The organism is Pyxidicoccus sp. MSG2, from assembly GCF_026626705.1.
Lineage (GTDB): Bacteria > Myxococcota > Myxococcia > Myxococcales > Myxococcaceae > Myxococcus.
The window spans coordinates 11,085,708-11,100,146 of sequence record NZ_JAPNKC010000001.1; the positions used below are offsets into that span (position 1 = coordinate 11,085,708).

The following is a 14,439-nucleotide window of genomic DNA, read 5'->3' on the forward strand; positions in this document are numbered from 1 at the left end:
GCCGCGCACGAGGCACGGCGCTGCTCAGTCCCGCTTCCGCTCGTCCCGCTCGATGACGCCGTCCTTCAGGAACAGCACCCGCTGCGCGTGCGCCGCGATGTCCGACTCGTGCGTGACGAGCATCAACGTCTGGCCCTGCGAATGAAGCTCGCCGAAGAGGGCCATGATTTCTTCTCCCGTGCGGCTGTCGAGCGCGCCCGTGGGCTCGTCCGCCAGCAGCAGCGCCGGGTGCGTCACCAGCGCGCGGGCAATGGCCACGCGCTGACGCTGACCACCGGACAGCTCGTTGGGCCGGTGGTCCTTGCGCGCTCCCAGGCCCACCTTCTCCAGCATCGCCGCCGCGCGCTCGCGCCGGACCTTCTTGGGCACGCGCGCGTAGATGAGCGGCAGCGCCACGTTGTCCAACGCGGAGGCGCGGGGCAGCAGGTTGAAGCTCTGGAAGACGAAGCCCAGCTCCCGGTTGCGGATGCGCGCCAGGTCGTTCTCGGACATGCCCGCCACCGGCTGCCCGTTGAGCCAGTACTGCCCGCCGCTGGGCACGTCCAGGCAGCCGATGAGGTTCATGAAGGTGGACTTGCCCGAGCCGGACGGGCCCATCACCGCCACGTACTCGTTGCGGCGGATGGTGAGGTCCACGCCGCGCAGCGCGCGCACCACCTCCGAGCCCATCTTGTAGTCCTTGCGCAGCCCCTCGACGCGGATGACCACGTCCGAGATGTCCCGCCCGCCCGTGGGCACCGGCCCCGTCTCCGGCTGCGGCTGCGTGCTCGTGGTGGGATTCACAGCCGCCTCCCGGCCAGCGCCTCCAGCTCGGCGCGGGCAATCTGGTAGTCGAAGCGCGCGGCCACCAGGTTGATCTGCGCCTGGACCAGGCTCTCCTGGGACGTCAGCAGCTCCAGGATGGTGGTGGCCCCCAGGCGGTAGCGCTCCTGCTGGACCTTGACGTCCTCCTGGGCCACCTCGACGGACTGCTTCGCGAAGTTGATGCGCTCCGACGTGAGGCGCAGCTGGCTCAGCGACTGCCCCACACCCGAGCGCACCGCGCGCCGCGTGTCCGCGAGCTGCGCCTGCGACACCGACTCCTGCGTCCGCGCGCGCACCACGCGCTCCTCGCGGAGGAAGCCGTCGAAGATGGGGTAGGAGAGGCCCAGCCGCACGGACCAGCTCGTCCGGCCGCCCGTGAAGGCCAGGTCCTGGTTGAACCAGTCGTAGCCCGCGGACAGCCGCACCGAGGGCAGGTACTCCGACTTCGCCGCGCCAACGCCCGCCTCCGAGGAGCGCAGGTTCGCCTCCGCCGCGAGCACCGACGGCGCCCGCGCCGCGATTTCATTCACCAGCGCATCCTCGGTGAGCGGCAGGGGCTTCGGGTCCAGGTTGTCGAGCGGCTTCGCGTCCACCGCACCGTCCTCTCCGATGAGCCGCCCCAGTGCCAGGGACGCCGAGTCGCGCTGCGTCTGGGCGGTGAGCAGGGCCTCGCGCGCCGTGGTCAGCTCGAGCTGCGAGCGCAGCACGTCCGAGCGCGTCGCCGAGCCCACCGCCAGCCGCCGGTCCGCGGCCTCCGCGTTTCCCTTCGCCCGTTCGATTCGCGAGCGGGCCACCTCTTCCAGGCCCTGCGCGCGGAGCACCTCGTAGAAGGAGCGCTCCACGTCGAGCACCGCGCTGGATTGCTGCGCGGTGAGCTGCGCCTCGGCCGCGCTCGACTGCGCCTTCGCCTGGCGACTGTTGGCTCCACGCTGGCCGCCCGTGAAGACGTCCCACCCGGCCGACAGGCCCGCGCTGTACGTGTCGTTGGAGCCCGACGTCACCGCGCCCGTCTCCGGGTCCAACCGGTTGCTGCTCGCCAGCGAGCTGCTCGCGTTCGCCGACAGGCTCGGCAGGTACGCACCGAAGGCGCTGCGCTCGGCCGCCTCGGAGGTCGTCACGGTGCCGGCGGCCTGCGCCACCTGCGGGCTCGTCTTCAGCGCCCGGGCAATGGCCTCTTCCAGGGTGACACTCACCGCCGGGCGCGGCTGCGGCGTCTCCTCCGGGCGCTGCTGTTGCGGCTGCGCCTCCGCGGGGGCCTGCGCCAGACCCACGCCCGGCGCCGACACCAGCCCCAGGAAGCCCAGGGCCAGGGCCGTCATCCGGTGGGGCCGCTTCTTCGACCACGCTGTCTGGGGCGTCTTCATCGCGAGAGGGGACTGCATACCGCTTGCCAGCCCTCAACCCCTTGAAACCACAGTTGAATTCGCCCAGGCCCCTGCGGAAACCGCGCCCCGACTGCGGATTCCGCATGTCCGCCCGGCGGCCCTCCTCGCGGAGGTGGCACCCGAGTCGCCCGTGTCCCTCGGGAGCGCCCGTGAAAGGCGTGTGGGCCTCCTGATTGCAGTGGAACAGGCGGCGGCGAGGACGTGCTGGCACCCCGTGCCTGCCCGTCCTCCCAGCCTGCGGCCTCCGGGTCGCGCTCCGTTCCCCTGGGGAGGTGCCCATGACGTTGGAGACAGCCGAGCGAGGTGGTGCCCGCGGGACGGGGTGCCCGGCTGGAAGGGAGTGCGGATTCCGCACTCCGCATGCAGAGTTCGCAGTGTGGAAGGCGAGCCCCTGGACCTGGAGTCCCCGCAGCGGAGGTCGACGATGAGCGCCATGTCGTGGTGGCGCCGCGGTCCCCTCATGCCGTGGGGGGCGGCGGTGCTGATGTGCGCGGTGCTGCTGTCCGCGGCGCTGTTCATCCGCCGCTCGGCGCTGGAGTCCTCCTCGCTGGTGAAGCGCGGCATGGCCAACGTGCTGATGCTCGCCGGGGTGGAGGCCTTCCGCGACTCGACGGGCGTGCCCAGCCAGGAGGCCATCGAGGCCTTCCTCGCGGCCCACAAGGACGGCGGGCTGCGCTACGTGGCCATCATCGAGGACGGGAAGGTGCTGGCCTCGGCGGGAGAGGGCTCCGTCGGAGACCTCGTCCTGCAGCAGGACGGGCCCCAGTTGCGGCTCGACGGGAGCCGCGCCCAGCTCGTCCACCGGCTGCGGCGGCCGCGTCCTCCGGCCAGGGCCGGAGAGGCCCCGGCGGTGACGCCGCCCCCGGAGCCGCAGGACCCGCGCAAGATGCTGCGCATCGCCTACGAGTTCGAGCCACTCACCGCGCAGGAGCTGGAGTCGCGCTCGCAGCGGCTGCTCATCGTGGCGATGGTGTCGTGCGGAGGAATCCTCGCGCTTGCCTTCGCCTTCTCGCGAGCACAGGCCCAGCGCGAGGCCCTGGCGGAGGAGCTGGAGCGCGGGCGCCGGCTCGCGGCGCTGGGCACCATGTCCGCGGTGCTGGCGCACGAGCTGCGCAACCCGCTGGCCTCGCTCAAGGGCCACGCGCAGCTATTGGCCGAGCGGGTGGAGCGCGACGAGGCGCTGCGCCCCAAGGTGGACCGTGTGGTGAACGAGGCCGTGCGGCTGGAGCAGTTGCTGAATGATCTGCTCGGCTTCGTGCGCAGCGGCGAGTTGCGGCGCGTGGACGTGGACCCGAACGACGTGCTCCGCGCGGCGGTGGAGGCCACGGGCGAGGCGAGCGTGGAGGCCCGCTACCTGCCGGCGGGCACGCACTGGGCGCTCGACGCCGGACGCCTGCAGCAGGCGCTGGAGAACGTGCTGCGCAACGCCGTGCAGGCGAGCCCGGCGGGGCAGCGTGTGGAGGTGCGCGTGGAGCAGGAGGGGAAGTCACTCGTGTTCACCGTGAAGGACCACGGGCCCGGCATCCCCGCGGGCGAGGAGGAGCGCATCTTCGAGCCGTTCGTCACGGGGCGCCTGCGCGGCGTGGGGCTCGGCCTGTCCATCACCCGCCGCATCGTCGAGCTGCACGGCGGCACGGTGAGCGCGCGCAGTCACGCGAACGGGGGCGCGGAGTTCCGCCTCACCGTTCCTTCGCGGGGGAGCTGAAGCCATGGCGCGAATCCTGGTGGCGGATGACGAAGAGGGCGTGCGCTCGTTCCTGGCCGAGGCGCTGGAGTACGAGGGCCACGCGGTGACGACGGCCGCCGACGGCGACGAGGCGGCGCGGCTGCTGGCGAAGCAGGGCGTGGACCTGCTCCTGACGGACCTGAAGATGCCGGGCCTGGACGGGCTGGCGCTCCTGCGCAAGGTGCGCGAGGAGCAGCCGGACGTGGAGGTCATCGTGCTCACCGCCGTCGGCTCGGTGGAGAGCGCGGTGGCGGCGATGAAGGCCGGCGCCTTCGAGTACCTCACCAAGCCGGTGAGCAGCCCGGCCGAGCTGCGGCTGACGGTGGCGCGGGCGCTGGAGCGGCGCTCGCTGCTCAACTTCAAGGCGGAGGCCCGGCACTCCGCGGGCGAGGTGGTGCTGAGCTGGGGCGCGCCGGCCATGGCCCCGGTAGTGGAGGCCCTGCGCAAGGTGGCGCCCACGCAGGCCACGGTGCTGCTGGTGGGCGAGAGCGGCACCGGCAAGGAGGTGGCCGCGCGCGCCCTCCACCAGCAGAGCGAGCGCGCGGAGGGGCCCTTCGTGGCCGTCAACTGCGCGGCCCTCACGGAGACGCTGCTGGAGAGCGAGCTGTTCGGCCACGAGAAGGGCGCCTTCACCGGCGCGGTGGCCCAGCGGCGCGGACGCATCGAGCTGGCCCAGGGCGGCACCTTCTTCCTCGACGAGGTGGGCGAGCTGAAGGCGGAGCTGCAGGCGAAGCTGCTGCGCGTCCTTCAAGAAAGGCGCTTCGAACGGGTGGGCGGCACACGGACGCTGGAGGCCGACGTGCGCTGGGTGGCCGCCACCAACCGCGACCTCCGGGCGATGATGGCGCGCGGCGAGTTCCGCGAGGACCTCTACCACCGCCTCGCCGTGTTCCCCATCCGCCTGCCCGCGCTGCGAGAGCGGCGCGAAGACCTGAAGCCCCTGTCGGAGCTGCTGCTCCGGCGCATCGGCGAGGAGCTGGGGCGCCCGGGGCTGCGGCTGTCCCCCGAGTCCGCCGCGCGCCTGGAGGACTTCCCGTGGCCGGGCAACGTGCGCGAGCTGCGCAACGCACTGGAGCGCGCCGCCATCCTCGCGGACGGCCCGGTGGTGGAGTCACGTCACCTGTGGCTGGACCCCACGAGCGCGCCGGCTTCCGAGGGCGCTCCGGCGGCGGCGCCCGGGGACAACGCGCGAGTGCCGGACACGACGCTGGAGGCGCTGGAGCGGATGGCCATCGAACAGGCCATCGCGGCCGAGGGTGGCAACCGCAAGCGCGCCGCCCAGCGACTGGGCATCGGCCTGCGGACGCTCTACGACAAGCTGCGGCGCTACGGCATGCAGTGAGCCAGGCGGCTCACGGGGGGCCGTAGTTCTGCACGCGCGAGTTCAGCTCCACCGCGGTGGCGTAGATCTGCGCCCACGTCCGGAACTTCCAGCGGTCCCCGAAGCCCTTCTGGTCATTGGCGTAGTCGAACAGGTCCTTGCGGAACTGCGCGTCCGCGGCCTTGCGCGCCTCGGGGGCAAGCGGGGTGCCCTTCTTCGCGTAGTAGCGGAGGATGTCGTAGCCGTAGTCGTGCGTCTTGGCGGCCGGGTCGAACTCCTTGTCCGGGCCAATCTTTCCGGGAGCCGACGCGTCGCCGAACGGGTCCTGCATCCGCTGGCCGTGCTTCGTCTGGATGGCGTAGGGCTTGTAGCCCATGACCTTCTCGAAGTCGGCCGGGGGCGGGCGGGCGCCGGTGAGGTACTCGCTCATCAGCTTGCCGTGGTCACCCGCCGGGGCGGCCGCCACCTTCGCGGTGCGCTGCGCCGCCGTGGGGGCGCCGGTGAACGTATCCTTCGGCTGGGGACGCGCCGGAGCGGCGGTGTTGGGCCGGGCGGCGGCGGGCTCGGAGGACACGGTGCGGCGGGCAGGGACTGACGGGGGGCGGACGATCATGGGAACCCTGGGGGAGAAGTTTCCTATGCGCTCATTGTCGGAGATTGTAGGCCTCAAGTTGCGTGAAAGTGACTGACGCACCGCGTGGTGCGAGGAGACCCTGGTGGCAGCGGACCTGTATCGCGACGGAATGGCCCGGCTGGAGGCCGGAAACGTGGGGGAGGGGCGCCGCCTGTTGGAGGAGGCGCTCCTGCTGTCACCCGGCTCCGTGGAGGTGATGCACGGCCTGGCGCGCGCCCTGGACCTGGCTGGAGAGCGGGCCCGGGCGGAGGAGCTCCTGGAGCTCGCCCATGCCCGCGCGCCGGACGCGCCGGAGCCCGCGTGCGACCTGGCCATGTTCCTGATGGAGAAGGGGGACGACGCCGGGGCGGCGCGGGTGCTGGCGCCCGTGCTGGTGGCCCGGCCGGACCACCCCCGGGCGAATCTGCACCTGGCCATGGCCCTGGCGAAGACGGACCCGGGCCGGGCGCGGGCCCACGTGGAGAAGGCGCTCCGGGGGCCCGACCCGGAGATTCAGCAGCAGGCGGCGGCCCTGGAGCGTGCGCTCGTGGCCACATCCCCGCGCTGAAAAGCACGACGGGCGGCCTCCCCCTGGGGGAAGCCGCCCGCCTTGCTTCATCGACTGCGCGGTGTGACTACGGCCGCGTGTAGTTGATGGTCAGGTTGTACGAGGCCGTACCCGAGCCGGCGCCGCGCACCATGATGTGCGCCGCCGTCTGGCCGGCGGGCACCGTCAGCGAGCACGTCTCCGACGCGCCGGACGTGTTCGGCCGGCAGTCGTAGGCGTTCTGGGTGGGCTGCGTGCCGAAGCGGACGTACAGGTTGGGGTTGAGCGTGCCCGTCATCACCACGCTGAAGGTGGTCCCGGGCACCACGGAATACGGGCCGTAGCGGTCGTTCTCGTTCTTCGTCACCGTGCCGGACGCCGTCGTCGTCGTCGGAGTCCCGCCCGTGCCACCGCCGCCGTACGTGCCCGTGAGTGTCAGGCCGGAGTAGGAGCTGTAGCCGTTCACCATGACGTACCAGGTGCCGGCCTGCGGGTTGGTGAAGTTGCACGTCTCCGCGTTGCCACCGGTGTACGGCCGGCAGTCGTAGGTGCCGGTGTTCGGCGCGCTGCCGAAGCGCACGTACAGGTCCGCGTCACCCGTGCCACCGGCGGTCTCGAACTTCAGGCTCGTCTGACCGGCGGGCACCTCGAGCGTGTAGTACTTCTTGCTGTTGGCGCTGCCGGACAGGCCCGTCACCGGCACGCCGTTGGTCAGCGGGTTCGTCACCGGCGGCGGGGGCGGCACGCCGACGGCGAGCCACGCGTCCGTCACGGCCTGCACCGTGGCCGCGTCGTAGCCGAGCGCCTGTGCGGCCTGGATGGTGTACGTCTTCGCCTGCTCGAAGGTGGTGCTCGGCGTGAAGAGGTCCGTGTTGGCCTTGTAGAAGATGCGGCCGGCCTTCTCCGGGCCAATCGCCGTCACGTTGATGCTCGTCTTGCCGCGCGGGTGCGTGCCGCCCTTGGAGAGCAGCGCGAAGACGAGGTTGCTGATGCCGGAGCTGTAGTGCACGTCCACGCCGGACGAGTAGTCGCCGTAGAAGTCCAGCGAGGCGTCGTCCGCCGCCGGGTCGTCCATGTAGCGCAGGGCGTCTCCGGAGATGCCGGGCGTCCAGATGTCCTCGCCCACCTTGAAGACGTCCGCGTCCGTGGCCCAGCCGCGCGTCCAGCTCTCGCACACGCCGGAGAAGATGTCGGACATGGACTCGTTGAGGCCGCCGGACTCACCCGAGTAGATGAGGTCCGACTCGGTGTCCGTCACCGCGTGGGTCAGCTCGTGGACGGTGACGTCCAGGTCCTTGCCCAGCTCGATGGAGTCCACGCCGTTGCCGTCGCCGTACACCATCTGCGTGCCGTCCCAGTAGGCGTTCACGTAGTTGGTGCTGTAGTGCACGGTGCTGGTCAGCGTCGCGCCCGCGTTGTCATACGAGTTGCGGCCGAACAGCGTCTGGTAGCAGTTGTACGTGGTGCCGAGCTGGTCGTAGTTCATGTCCACGTGCGCGTCGCCAATGGCGGCCTGGCCCTCGCTGCGCTTCAGCGTGCCCGGCGTGGTGGACGTGTTGTTGGCGCTGTAGACGCGGCGGTTGAGGGCCGAGTGGATCTGCGGGTGCACGGCCAGCACGCCGCCGCGCTGCGCGTCCACGTAGACGAGGTCATCGGCGGGCATGCCGTCGCGCTCGCCCACGGTGCGCACCTGCCAGGCCAGCCGCGCCTCGCCGGAACCGTCGGTGTGGATGAAGACGAGGGTGGCGGGGCCGCGCGCGGTGGAGCCGCTCGCGCCGGAGCCCAGCTCCGCGGCCTTCAGCGCCGCGGCGGAGGCCACCGTCGGCTCCGCGGAGACCTTGCCGCTGCCGTGGGCCGTGCCGTTGGCCGCGTAGATCTGGCCCTTCGAGTCCGCGTGGATGACGAGCTCGGCGCCCACCACGGGGAGGCCCTGGAGGAGCTGCCGGAAGCGCAGGTGCTTGTGGCCCTGGGCGTCCACGGTGGAACGACGGAAGACCAGGTCGTCGTTGCGCAGGCGGAAGGCCGCGGAGATGCCGGCCAGCGCCTCGCGCGCCTCGCCACCGGCGTCCAGGCGCGCCTTCTGCGCGGAGTCCGTGGCCAGCTGGCCCAGCTCGCCGCGGATGAAGTAGGGCACCTCGCCCTCACGGCCCAGCACCTCGGCACCCGGGAGGCGGGCCAGCGCGGCCTGGATGTCGGCGTCCTTCGCCGCACCCGCCGCCGGCTGTTCCGACTCCGGCTGTGCAGAGCCACAAGCCGCCAGCCCCGCGCCCAGCCACGCCGCCCAGAACGTCCTCGAGAATCGATTGCTCACGCGCACGACCTTTCCAAAGAAGGAAGGATTTCATGACACATGAGCAATTCTGAATTCAAGCGGATATTATGTGTTCATCGTATTTTGAGCTTCCCGGGGGTTACCAGGGCATCGCCTCGATGGCGGCCACCATCTTCGCGACGTCGTACGCGTAGAAGCCGGCCGAGTTGAGGTTGTTGATTTCACCGACGTACAGCCCGCCGTCGTGCATGAAGACGTCCAGCGCGTAGGCGCGGTCCGGCGCCCAGCGGTCGGCCATGGCCTGCGCGAAGGCGTACACCTCCGGCTCCACCTCGGCCGAGGCGACGACGCGGTCCCCGAGCTTGTAGCGCGTGCCGGTGATGACGCGGCCGTCCACGATGACCATGCGGTACTCGCGCTGGATGGACTTCGGCGCGCCGACGGCCACCCAGGTGTCCGCGGAGACGGTGGTGTCCTCGCCGAGCACCAGGACGCTGTCGCGCCACGCGGTGAACTCTTCCCAGGTGGTGACCATCCCCGAGAACGACTTGTCGTCCAGGCACGGGCGGATGAAGAAGGGCCCGTCCACCGGCGTGACGTCCGCGAAGCGGCAGACGCGGGCTCCGGCGTTGAGCAGGTGCTCACCCAGGTGCTCGCGCCAGACGCGGAAGTCGAAGTGGTCGTTGAGGAACGCGCCCGGCACCCAGCCGCGCTCCCGTGCATACCGGGTCAGCGTCAGCGAGCCCATGACGATGACGGGGCCAGCGACGTCCACGGCCGGCTCCACACCGCCGCCGAAGGGGATGACCTTCACCAGGGTGTGGGGGAGGCCACCGTGCTCCAGCACCTGCATCAGGGTGTGGAAGCCGCGCTCGTTGAACAGGTTGTTCTGGACGACCCAGTGCATGTGCCACGCCTCGGTGACAGGGGTGCCGCCTGGACGACGGTACCCCTGGACACCTGACGCCAGGCAGGGCCTGGGCCCACCCGTCGCACGACTAGCAATCCGCGGGGCAGAAGCTCGTGGACTCCCAGGGGTTGCACACCCCGTCGCCGCACGCGGCGTTGAGGAAGGTCTCGAAGACGGCCTTGCGGTGGGGGATGAAGACGTTGGTGAGCGCCGGGGAGATGCGGTGGCGCAGGCCGTCCGGACCGGTCTCCGTCCCCTCGGAGACGTGGGTGAAGCGCTGCGAGGAGGGCCAGATGAGGCCGCCGCCCAGGTTGGCGTTGTTGCTGAGCTGGTGGCAGCCGGCACATGACTGCGACTGCGCACGGGCCACGATGTTGTCCGGCGTGAGCGTGCTGCCGATGGCCGTCAGCTGCGTCTGGATGTTCGTGCGGAAGGTGCTGGCCGCGCCGCCGAACTGGTTGACGTAGTGGTTCTCCGTCGAGCTCTGCGCGTCGCTCTGGCCGCTGTTGTGGAGGTCCGAGGTGAACATCGTGAAGGTGTTGAGGTCATTCACGGCCAGCCGGGATACCTGCCCGGGGAAGGAGACGTTCTGGAAGTTCGCGGCCTCGGGGTGGGCGGAGGCGGGGTTGAAGAGGGTGCCGCCAGGGTTGGTCTTCACCGTCACGGGCAGGAAGCGCAGCGTGCACGGGGAGAGGCTGCGGCACTCCTTGCGCAGCTTGAACTCGCGCAGCGTCCAGTTGGACTGCATGAACTGGTTGGAGCGGACCTGCCCGGTAGCGCCCGTGGTCCGGTTGCCGTAGTTGTCGATGTGCACCACCGGCATGAAGCCCGGCAGGCCGATGAAGTAGAACGTCCGCAGCTTCGAGGCGCGCGAAACCGGGTCCGCGTCGTTCGACAGGTCGGCCCAGAAGTTGGCGACGGGACGGCAGCCCTCGAGCCCCTTGGAGGGCGTGGGGTTGGGTAGCACCGCCTCGAAGATGACGAGGTTGCGGTCTCCGCCGTTCGTCTGGCCCGAGCGCTTCGCGTAGGCGATGCGGTACTCGCCGCAGTCGGTGCCGCGCGTGGACGCCAGGTCGAAGCGGTTGAAGAGGCCGATGGGGATGTAGCCGCTCGGGTTGGACGTGGGGTTGACGAAGGGGTCCACCAGCGCCTGGTCTCCCTCCTTGCGCGGGCAGGTGTACGGGAAGCCATTCATGTTGGCGATGCCCGTGGTGTCGCAGTGGGCGATTCCGAGCCCGAGCCCTGGGGAGGGCCGCGCCGTGTCCCACCACCGCTGGAACAGGTCCAGCTCCGTCGTCGCGACCCCGCTGCTGGCGACGAGCTCGCTCATCAGCAGCGAGAAGGAGAAGCCGCTGAGGACGGCCTGGTCCGTCACCACCAGCGAGCGCCGCGCGTCCACGGTGACGACCGAGGCCGTGGGCCCCGAAGGCACCATCTCCGGCAGGGCGCCGATGCCGCGCCGCTCGGGGTTGAGGCTCTCCCCCGTCACCTCCGCCGGGTCGGTGACGGGGGCTGGCGCGCCAGGCTCCACCGCTTCGGTGCCACATCCGCTCGCCAGGGTCAGGGCTGTGGCCACCAGCAGGGCCATCCACTTTCGCTCGTGTCGGGTCTTCACGCGTCGTCTCCAGTGCGGCCCCTGGGGTGGGGAGTCGCCATGGGTCCAACGATGTCCGCGAAAAATCTTCCCCACCGGACGGGGAGCTGGACGCGAGGGCGGCGCAAGGCCCTGAAGCCGCGGGTGATTCCCGGCCTTCAGCGGGGCCAGGCGGACCAGCGGCTCACGCACTCGGCGACGTCCCTCGGGTGCTCGGCGATGGCGTCCGGTCCGGCCTGACGCAGCACCTCCAGGGCGTCGGCGCCCCAGCGCACGGCGATGACCTTCACCCCGACCTCCCGGCACGCCGCGATGTCGCGCACTTCGTCGCCCACGTAGACGACCTGCTCCCGCTGGAGCCCGGCCCGCTTCATCATCGCCCGCATCAGCCGGGCCTTGCCGAAGAGGTTGCTGCTGCAGTGGATGCCCTCCACCAGGTCCTCGGCGGCGTGGTGCCGCAGGAAGGCGCGGATGTTCTCCTCGCGGTTGCTGGACAGGATGAGGACGTGGAGCCCGCGGCTCCTCAGGTCCTTCAGCAGCTCGGGAATGCCCTCGTGGAACTCAATCGAGGACATGGCGCTCCGGAGGCCGCGGCCCACCTGCACCACCAGCCAGGGCAGGCGGTAGGGGGGCACCTTGAGCCGGCGGCACCGCTCCAGCATGGAGAGCCGCCGCAACTCCTCCAGGTTGTCGTCGGTCAGCTTGCCGTAGTGGTGCTTCTCGGCGAGCTCGTTGTACAGCCGGATGACGACCTCCTTCGAGTCCGCCAGCGTTCCGTCAAAGTCGAAGACGACGTGGGTAATCACGGGGGCGCATCCTGCCGCAGGATGAGGCAGGGCGGGGGACGGTCGCGTTGCCGCCGCCTATGCCACCCGCTCCACCGAGGCGCTGGCGGTGAACCGATGCCAGCGCTCCTCGAGCACCCGCGCGGCGCCCCGCATCATGAACCACGCCAGCTCGTCCACGTGGCGGTTGCGCCAGCTCTCCAGGGGCGTTCCCTTCACCGCGCGGTTGAAGGAGCCGAGCGCCGGGCCGCCGTGGACCTGGAAGTTCACCCGATCCGACGCATCGCCGCGCTGGGCTCGTCGCATGGTGTCGACGAAGTACCAGCGGAACACGAGCGCCATCTTGTGCCGGGAGTTCTTCTCGGCGCGCTCGACCTGAGCCGGGTCCGTGCGCAGGTAGTACGCCTGCGTCTCCGCCCAGACCTCGCCAATGCTCTTCTTGAAGTACTGCTTCTCGAGCTGCTCGCGCGTCTTGTCGTCGATGGCGTCGAGCGACTCGTGCCGCTGGTACAGCTCGTAGAGCTTGTTGCCCCGGGCCGGGAAGAAGACGCCCTTGCGGAACACCTGGATGCGGGCGCCCAGCTCGAACATGTCGCCGGCAGGGGCCATGGCGAAGTCCTGGATGTCCGCGTCGGCGAGCATGTCCTTGACCAGGTCGCTCGTCCCGGCCTCGGGGGTGCACTGGTTGATGGACCCGGTGAGGATGAAGTCCGCGCCCATCGTGAAGGCGGCCGCGGCGGCCTCGGGCGTGCCGATGCCGCCCGCCGCGCCGACGCGGAGGCGCACGGGGTAGCGGTGCTCGGCCATGGCCTCGTCGCGCAGCTGCATCATCGCGGGGAGCAGGCTGAAGGCGACGCCCTTGTCGGTGTGGCCTCCCGAGTCCGCTTCGGCGCATATGTCATCGGCCATGGGCAGCCGGGCCGCGGCGCGGGCCTCCTCGTCGCTGATGAGGCCCTTCTCGTGGAGCATGCGGACGATGCGCTCGGGCGGCGGTGAGACGAACTGGCGCGCCACTTCCGGGCGAGACAGCTTCGCCATCAGCCGGTTCGCCGGGCGCGCGCGGTCTCCGGACAGCCGGGCTCCCTTGAGCCGGTAGCGCACCACGGCGGGGGTGAGCACGGTGTACGCGGACGCCTCCACGCAGCGGACGCCCATGCGCAGGAGGAGGTCGACGGTGCGGTCCTCGACCTCGGGGTGGTTGATGTTGTGGAGGAGGTTGACGCCCCACGGGGTGCCAGGCGGCAGGGCGGCCTGGATGCGGCGGATGCCGTCCTCGATGCGCTCCAGGCCGAGCCCGCCCGAGCCCAGGAAGCTCAGCAGCCCCGCGCGGCCCATGCGGATGACCAGCTCGGGGGAGGCGATTCCCTTCACCATCGCGCCCGCGACATAGGCGAGGCGGACGTTGTAGTCCCTCCGGAACTCCGCGTCGCCCAGCCGCTCCGCGTCGATGCGCGGCCGCGCGCCGGACGAGACGATGGTGCGGTTCGCGATGGGGGCCGGCACCGCGGCGGGAGCGGGCGCCTGGGGAGGCACATAGTCCCGGAGCGCCGCCTCGGCGTCCGCGACCTTCGTCATCGGCGTCACGGACCTGCCGAGCGTCTGGAAGAACTTCGCGAGCGGCGCGCCGGGGCCAATCTCGTAGATGCGCTTCGCACGCGCACCCATCGCGCGCATGTTGTCGAGCCACCGCACCGACCCGGCAATCTGCTGGACGAGGTTCTCCGTGAGCGAGCGCGCCTCGTAGAAGTCACCCGTGAAGTTCGAGGTGACCCGCGTGGCCAGCTCCGGACGGAAGCCCCGCGCGAACGACTCCAGATACGCACGGAACTCCACCTCGATGGACCGCATGAGGCTGGAGTGGAACGGCGCGCTCACCTGGAGCTGGATGAAGTTCAGCGTGGGCAGGGCCTCGGCCAGCTCGCGCTTCGCCCGGTCGATGCTCTCGGCGGTTCCGCTGATGACCACCTGGGCCAGCGAGTTGTGATTCGCCACTTCGGCGCCCGCGGCCCTGGCAATCCGCAGCGCGCCGGACTTCTCGATGTCGTCGGTGAGGAGCGCCGCCATCGCGCCCCTCCCCTGGGGCACCGCCTGCTGCATCAGCGCCCCCCGCTTCCGGACGATTCGTACCGCGTCCGCGAACGGGAGCGCCCCCGCGGCGACCAGCGCGGTGTACTCGCCGAGGCTGTGCCCGCCGAAGACGGTGGCCTGGAAGCCGAACGCCTCCACGACGGCACGCCACGCGGCAATCTCCATCGTGAGGATGCACGGCTGCGTGAACTCGGTGAGGTGGAGCCGTGGGTCCTTCTCGAAGCAGAGCTGGACCAGGTTCTCTCCCACCGCGTCGCACGCCTCCTCGAAGGTGCGACGGGCGATGGGCCACTGCTTGTAGAAGTCGGCCCCCATCCCGGGCCGCTGTGAGCCCTGGCCGGGGAAGACGACCGCATCCTGGGTACCGGGTAACATGTCCGCGCGAGGCATCATG

The 14,439-nt window shown here is 70.8% G+C and carries 11 protein-coding genes; 3 read left to right on the forward strand and 8 right to left on the reverse strand.

Features of this window, described 5'->3' with window-relative positions; all coding sequences use genetic code 11:
* Positions 1-24 precede the first annotated feature (24 nt).
* Both OV427_RS42990 and OV427_RS42995 read right to left on the reverse strand, forming a co-directional pair.
* Positions 25-708, reverse strand: a complete 684-nt coding sequence (locus OV427_RS42990; RefSeq protein WP_420718383.1) for an ABC transporter ATP-binding protein — start codon at positions 706-708, stop codon at positions 25-27.
* A gap of 71 nt (positions 709-779) precedes the next feature.
* Positions 780-2,186 carry a TolC family protein gene (locus OV427_RS42995; protein WP_267862038.1) on the reverse strand — a complete coding sequence of 469 codons (1,407 nt, stop codon included), beginning with the start codon at positions 2,184-2,186 and terminating at the stop codon, positions 780-782.
* 427 nt (positions 2,187-2,613) lie between these two features.
* Between OV427_RS42995 and OV427_RS43000 the strand changes: the two genes are divergently transcribed.
* Together OV427_RS43000 and OV427_RS43005 are read left to right on the forward strand one after the other, a co-directional pair.
* The gene (locus OV427_RS43000) at positions 2,614-3,894 is read left to right on the forward strand and encodes a sensor histidine kinase (protein WP_267862039.1); all 1,281 of its coding nucleotides are present in this window, start codon (positions 2,614-2,616) and stop codon (positions 3,892-3,894) included.
* 4 nt (positions 3,895-3,898) lie between these two features.
* Positions 3,899-5,257 carry a sigma-54-dependent transcriptional regulator gene (locus tag OV427_RS43005; protein WP_267862040.1) on the forward strand — a complete coding sequence of 453 codons (1,359 nt, stop codon included), beginning with the start codon at positions 3,899-3,901 and terminating at the stop codon, positions 5,255-5,257.
* Between the two features lie 10 nt (positions 5,258-5,267).
* On the opposite strand, the gene OV427_RS43010 is transcribed toward OV427_RS43005, so the two are convergent.
* Positions 5,268-5,849 (reverse strand): hypothetical protein, encoded by a 582-nt coding sequence (locus OV427_RS43010; protein WP_267862041.1) that lies wholly within the window; start codon positions 5,847-5,849, stop codon positions 5,268-5,270.
* A 103-nt stretch (positions 5,850-5,952) separates the two neighbouring features.
* On the opposite strand from OV427_RS43010, the gene OV427_RS43015 reads away from it, so the two are divergent.
* Entirely contained in the window at positions 5,953-6,417 is a 465-nt protein-coding gene (locus OV427_RS43015) for a tetratricopeptide repeat protein (RefSeq protein ID WP_267862042.1), read from the forward strand.
* A gap of 67 nt (positions 6,418-6,484) precedes the next feature.
* On the opposite strand, the gene OV427_RS43020 is transcribed toward OV427_RS43015, so the two are convergent.
* From OV427_RS43020 to OV427_RS43040, 5 genes are all read right to left on the reverse strand, one after another.
* Complete coding sequence (locus OV427_RS43020) at positions 6,485-8,707, reverse strand: M4 family metallopeptidase (protein WP_267862043.1); 2,223 nt, start codon at positions 8,705-8,707, stop codon at positions 6,485-6,487.
* Between the two features lie 100 nt (positions 8,708-8,807).
* A complete protein-coding gene (locus tag OV427_RS43025) occupies positions 8,808-9,575 on the reverse strand; it encodes an ATP-grasp domain-containing protein (RefSeq protein ID WP_267862044.1) in 768 nt (255 codons plus the stop codon).
* A 91-nt stretch (positions 9,576-9,666) separates the two neighbouring features.
* Positions 9,667-11,193: a hypothetical protein gene (locus OV427_RS43030; protein ID WP_267862045.1), complete on the reverse strand. Its 1,527-nt coding sequence runs from the start codon at positions 11,191-11,193 to the stop codon at positions 9,667-9,669.
* 137 nt (positions 11,194-11,330) lie between these two features.
* Positions 11,331-11,978, reverse strand: a complete 648-nt coding sequence (locus OV427_RS43035; RefSeq protein WP_267862046.1) for an HAD hydrolase-like protein — start codon at positions 11,976-11,978, stop codon at positions 11,331-11,333.
* 57 nt (positions 11,979-12,035) lie between these two features.
* Positions 12,036-14,420, reverse strand: coding sequence for a PfaD family polyunsaturated fatty acid/polyketide biosynthesis protein (locus OV427_RS43040; RefSeq protein ID WP_267862047.1), 2,385 nt, complete (start codon positions 14,418-14,420; stop codon positions 12,036-12,038).
* Positions 14,421-14,439 lie beyond the last annotated feature (19 nt).

Excerpts from the sequence above, each read along its gene's own strand:
- OV427_RS42995 (WP_267862038.1), bottom strand. The coding sequence starts at position 2,186 with ATGCAGTCCCCTCTCGCGATGAAGACGCCCCAGACAGCGTGGTCGAAG.
- OV427_RS43000 (WP_267862039.1), top strand. The coding sequence starts at position 2,614 with ATGAGCGCCATGTCGTGGTGGCGCCGCGGTCCCCTCATGCCGTGGGGG.
- OV427_RS43005 (WP_267862040.1), top strand. The coding sequence starts at position 3,899 with ATGGCGCGAATCCTGGTGGCGGATGACGAAGAGGGCGTGCGCTCGTTC.
- OV427_RS43010 (WP_267862041.1), bottom strand. The coding sequence starts at position 5,849 with ATGATCGTCCGCCCCCCGTCAGTCCCTGCCCGCCGCACCGTGTCCTCC.
- OV427_RS43025 (WP_267862044.1), bottom strand. The coding sequence starts at position 9,575 with ATGCACTGGGTCGTCCAGAACAACCTGTTCAACGAGCGCGGCTTCCAC.
- OV427_RS43040 (WP_267862047.1), bottom strand. The coding sequence starts at position 14,420 with ATGTTACCCGGTACCCAGGATGCGGTCGTCTTCCCCGGCCAGGGCTCA.